Here is a 5,673-nt window from a genome sequence, read left to right as displayed (position 1 = left end):
GATAGCAACCTCGTTCCTTTATTGGCTTTAACAATTTTGGACTTATTCTTACTGACAGTAAGGTTCAGGTCCTGCTTCAGCCATTGTGTTACTTGGTCTTTGATTCTTTCTGCCTGGTTATACTCACATTTAATGCCGATGATAAAATCATCAGCATAGCGGATATATTCAACTCTTGGTTTTGGATTTAGGTTGATGCGTCTATCAATCTCCAGTTTATGGTGTTGGCGTGTTTTCCATGCCTTCCAATATTCTGGGTTATTTTTCTTAATTGGTCTTCCTTCTTTAATCAGTTCTTCCATCTTCAGGTCAATGTAATGTAAATATACATTCGCTAATAGAGGAGAAATAATTCCTCCCTGAGGAGACCCCGATAAAGACTCATATTTGATACAGTCCTTCATGAAACCGGCTTTTAGCCATTTATTAATGGTTGATAGCGTTTTATGCTTTTTGATGAACTGATTTAGGGTTCTCATCAGAATCTCATGATTAATGGTATCAAAGTAACCTCTTAAGTCAATTTTGACAAGGTAGTCAATTCCTTTAAATCTTTGTTTGACACGTTTGATAGCGTCATGACAGGATTTTTTGGTTCTAAATCCAAAGCTCCATTCCGAGAAAATATTTTCGAAATAAGGAGTTAAGAGTTGTTCCAGACATTTTTGAATCAGTCTATCTTGGATGGTCAGTATGCCCAAGGGTCGGGTTTTCTTATTATCTTTAGGAATGAAGGTTCTTTTAACTGGTTTCGGGTGGTAACCATTATTGACGTATTCCCGATGGTATCTTTCTAGTTTCTTAAGATTGATTCCATCGATGGTTTCATTGTCGATTCCGGGTGTACCCGCTCCCTTGTTAGCCGCAATTTTATTAAATGCTGTTAACGTGTTATAAAAGTTATTCATCCCTTGCTGCAGCTCTCTTTTTAGAGAGTAACCGTTTGATGAACAATTTTGAATTCTATTCAATGTTCGCGAAAGTTTAGTTTTTGGCGAAACTGTTGTTGACATAATATATCAACCCCTTTCCCCGATACCATTGAATAACTAGTAAATTACTTTCTTCTTTCGCCCTATAAGAGTGATTAACTCTCTTCTTGGTAAGACGATTAACTAAATTATTCCAAATTTAGGTTTACTCTTACGACTACTAAGAAGATGCTTTATCCTTGACCATCCAGGCTTTTATTTCCGGATTAGTAAATTTAATTACTTAGTTTTAGGATTCTCCAAGTTACGCTAAATTTCTACCTTAATTCTTTAGGGGAAGTATCCTCGTTCAGAGGCTGATTCCAGGTTTCCTTTATCTGATAAACTATCCAATACTTATCTATAATATTGATAGACTCTGGACTGTCCGTTTAAGCAACTTCCAAACAGGTTACACTATTACATCAGTTTCCTTCTTAGACCATTTCAGGTTTTCCCATAGAATTATTTGGTGGCGAGATCTTCTTGACTAATTTACTTTCGTCGCAATCCGCTTTTATGGTCTGCTGTAATTTGATATTCTTTCGTTTATCAAACCGACCATACCCATTCAGAGTTTATCGGCTCTGGCTACTGGTTGAATAGCGCGAAATTTAGGCCTCTTTGGCGCCCAAACAAAAGTCTTTTTGATTTCCTATTTATTAAAGGAATTAATCACGAAAGTAACTAAAAGATTATCAAAAAAAATACAAAATTGACTTTTTTACTTTTTTAACTAAAATAATCCTAATCAACTTTTTATTCTGTTTGGGAGTGAACCAATGTTTCATTTGTTTTATAGTTAAAACAAATTTCGTGGTGAAAAAGAAAATAGAGTCTCTCCGAGGCTCTATTTATGTAAAGATGATTAAAAAAATCATCGTTACTTTTATTTTATGTTTCATATTTTTCACATCCCTTAGTGGTTTTTTTAGTATCTCCAAAAGAAAGAATGTTTGAAACATTTACTTTCAGAAGATACTTATTCTCATTCTATAAAATAGAAATAAAAAAAATATTTTATCAATTTAATTCCCTTTTTAAAGGGACTTTTTCTTTAGCCAAATATAAAAAAACATAACTACCTGGCAAAGAAAAAAAGTCAATCAAATAAAAAAAGAAAGGAATAAAAAAAGTGATTTAACTAAACAAAAATCAATTAAATGGTTAAGAAAAAAACATTTTTTCATTTAAAAAAACCTTTTTTAAAAAAAATAATAAAATATTAAATTTTTAAGACCCTTATTTTTAAAGGTCTTTTTTTATTCAACAATATTTTTTTATTGCCATTAATAAATGAATATTTTTGTTAACTAAACAAAACAAAGGAGTTTTTATAATATGAACAATTTAAAAAAATTAATAAAAGAAATTATTTTTCTAATTATCAGTGTCATGATCATTTTTACTCCCGCTTATTTTATAAAAAAACATCAGGATGAAGAATTACATTAAAGTTTTATTGAAGTAGATGAAAGTTTTAACCGATTAGGAAAAAAATTAGATTAAGCTAGAAAACAATCCAACAATAGTAATTTTGGTCATGATGAACACGATAACTAGTTGTCACAAAATAAGGGGTCAGTGTGTTAATTGGGTTAAAGAACGGAACGGATCTAATTCTGTAATACTCCCGATTTCGGAGGCATTAATGCATTTGTGACGATGTTGGTAACCAGGCTTTAGTACGTTGATTTAAGTTAACTTTCATGATTAATTACGCTTTCTTAAAAATTTTTTTAAATAATAACCAAAGATATTTTCCTAAAAAATAAAGAAACCTACAAAGGTGATAAAGACATTTAATCATAAAATCAATTAAAGATAATAAATGCGGAAGAAATAATAAAATAATGGTTAATAACCCTAAGTTTAACCATTGATTTCGATAAGTATAATAAATAATTACTTAAAATATTAAAACCATTATTTAATTTGGGTTAACCAAGTATTAAATAGATGCCATTATGATTTGGGTTCTTAGTAGTTAAATAACGATAAAATCGCACTACTATTTCTTGTTTTAATTGGTATATTAGTTTGGCGGATAAAAGATAGAATTTAATGACATAATAAACGATTATAATCAGAATAAACGCAAGTAAAGTAATGATAAAAAAAGATGAGGTTGTTTGGTCAAGATGAAAAGATTTTTTTAATTAACATATTTTTTGGTTTCCTTTTTAAGATTTTGTGTATCAAAAAAAGACCCTGAGAGAGGGTCTTGGGGTTGTGATGAAAAATTAATTAAATTCATTTAATTTATATTGTAAATTAATATATTTTTGGTTTAGATTCTTAATTTTTATCACTAATTTTTGATATTTTGTCATAAGTTCTTGTATTGCGGGGTTTTGATAGGAAATACTTAAAATTTGAATTGCTATTTGATTTCTTTCATATGAATCATGCCAAATTTGTTCATTTATAGACTTTAAAATTTTGATATCATAAATTCTTTGATAAAGATTTTTAATTATTTGATCTAAATCATTTAATTTTTTTTGTAATTTTACATCATCATCTAAATGATGAATAAGAAAATATGAAATTTTAGTAGCTAATTCTTTTCGTTCTAAATAAAGTTTATTAATTTCATTATTTATGTAATTTTCATCATTTAAATTATTTATCGCCATTACTTGATTATTATTCATTGTAAATAATAGTCCTAAAAAAATAAATAAATAAATACTTATTATTTTAAATTGATTTTGTAATTTAAACATTAATTAAATCTCCTTTAATTTTTATTTCTTAAATTTTAATATATTGATAGTTGGTATAATTTTGTTACCAGTCAGAGCTGACTCTTTTATTATTTTCAACTTCTTTTACTTTATCGTTATTATGTTTATCTTTAAAGAGAGATAAAGTTTTACGTAAAAGGTTGAAGTGCAGGTAGAAATCAGTTAATTTGAAATCAGCATTATGAACAAAAGCTTCACCAAGGTAGTATTATGTTTGTATATCAACAATGCACTAAAACGTCTGAAGACGCTATTTAATAATTGTCTAATCATGAAAATTATAAGTTATAACTTAATAATTTTAATAAATTTATTTTATAACGCTTGACAGATAAAAAAACGGGATATAAAAAATTAATAATTAATTCCCCTAAATACTTATAACAGATAAGCTTAAATTAATCCATTAAAGAACATTCATTCTCGAGTAACTCCTTCTTTTTATTTTAACTAAATATTTAATATTATTATTTTTTTATCATTCAAGCAATAACAACAAAAAAACAACAAATAAAAATGATAATACATAAACTCACAATTGCATGTCTTTTGTAAATACTATTTTCTATTTTTTTTATAAAATTTTTTATTTTTAAACTCAATACTTTGCAACTTAAAAATAACATAATTAACAAGAAAACGCTTAAAATTGCTATCAAATTAAAAAATATATTTTTAGTAACCTCATCCATTATAAAATTTGCTTCTTTTTGTAAAGTATTTATGTAGCATAAATTAATGATCAGAAATTGTTTTTTTAGAAAAAAACATAATTGTTAACACATTTAATAAAAAGCCAGAAACATACCATCAACCAAATAATAAACAAAATAATAAATAAAAGAGTAATTTTATTTCTTTTTTTAATAATATCTTTTATTGTGCAAATAAAATTTATTATTAATTCAAAAATTCTGAGACTTAAAAATATTATAGATAAAATAAGTAAAATTAATATTAATATCGACAAACAATAAGTACCCAAAAACATACCATACATTATAAAATTTTCTCCTTTTTGTAAAGTATTTATGTAGCATAAATAATGATCAGGAATTGTTTTTGTCTAATACAAAAACATAATACAAAAACATAATTGTTTATATTTTAGTATTATAAGCACATTTAATAAAAAAGCAATTTTTATTTTCACAAAATAATAATTTATGAAATTAAGATATTTTAAATCGATAATTTTGTAAATAATGAAGAGGACTTTGATAATTAAGTTTTTTCATAGGCCATTTGTGATTTTTAGTTATCAAATGGAATACAATTTGGTTTATTGTAATTTACTAGAGCATTTTTTATTACACTGTAAAATTTGGGATAATTCAGCCAACCCATTACAAGTTGATGTGGGGCAAAATGGAGCTCAAATATTGTTAAATGAATTAGAACAAATTCATTTTGCTAATACTTGGCGATATCAAAATTATAAACGTAAAGCAGCTCAAACCATTTTTTTTCAAAAAAAATCATTTTTTCGATGCCGTAGATTCTTTATAGTTTTGCAAATAATTAAATCTTAAAAATATAGATATTAATGATTAGTTTTTTGACTTTAAAAACACCATATTTTTGTTTCTATGACAGCCAACATCGCATCCAAGTTTGGTATGATGGATTTTAAATGCGTTTTTTTGGTTGTTAAAATAAACTTTACATCTTTTTTTGATCATTATTCTTCCGATGATCAGTCTTGGTTTTCTTTAATTTCTCAAATTTTTTAATTTTCGAATTTTTTCTAACTATCACAATGGACGTATGATGTTTTTTTGTTAGGGTTTTTCAAAAAATCTATTCTCCTATCTCCTAAATAGTCATATTCGGTATAAGTGAGCTGTTCCGAAAATTTAGACACTTTTTATTTTTTAAAAATCTTGAAGACTAACTATTAAGTTAGTCTTTTTTTGTTTAAAAGATTAAAAAATAATTTCCTATCTTTTTTA

At 26.3% G+C, this 5,673-nt stretch carries 3 protein-coding genes; 1 reads left to right on the top strand and 2 read right to left on the bottom strand.

From position 1 onward, the window contains the following. Together OC710_RS02390 and OC710_RS02380 are read right to left on the bottom strand one after the other, a co-directional pair. Positions 1-1,013 (bottom strand): reverse transcriptase domain-containing protein (locus tag OC710_RS02390; RefSeq protein WP_304514994.1); only part of this gene is annotated, 1,013 nt, incomplete at its 3' end. Positions 1,014-3,214: 2,201 nt separating this feature from the next. Beyond that, positions 3,215-3,700, bottom strand: coding sequence for an SVM family protein (locus OC710_RS02380; protein WP_004994600.1), 486 nt, complete (start codon positions 3,698-3,700; stop codon positions 3,215-3,217). Between the two features lie 1,238 nt (positions 3,701-4,938). Here OC710_RS02380 and OC710_RS02375 point away from each other — a divergent pair. Continuing rightward, positions 4,939-5,253: a hypothetical protein gene (locus OC710_RS02375; protein ID WP_152908772.1), complete on the top strand. Its 315-nt coding sequence runs from the start codon at positions 4,939-4,941 to the stop codon at positions 5,251-5,253. Positions 5,254-5,673: the final 420 nt, after the last annotated feature.

This window comes from 'Vigna radiata' phytoplasma (assembly GCF_030586915.1).
In the GTDB taxonomy this organism is placed as follows: Bacteria; Bacillota_I; Bacilli_A; order Acholeplasmatales; family Acholeplasmataceae; genus Phytoplasma; species Phytoplasma australasiaticum.
The sequence above is the reverse complement of the archived record's forward strand: the minus strand, read 5'-3'. Positions and strand labels throughout refer to the sequence as shown.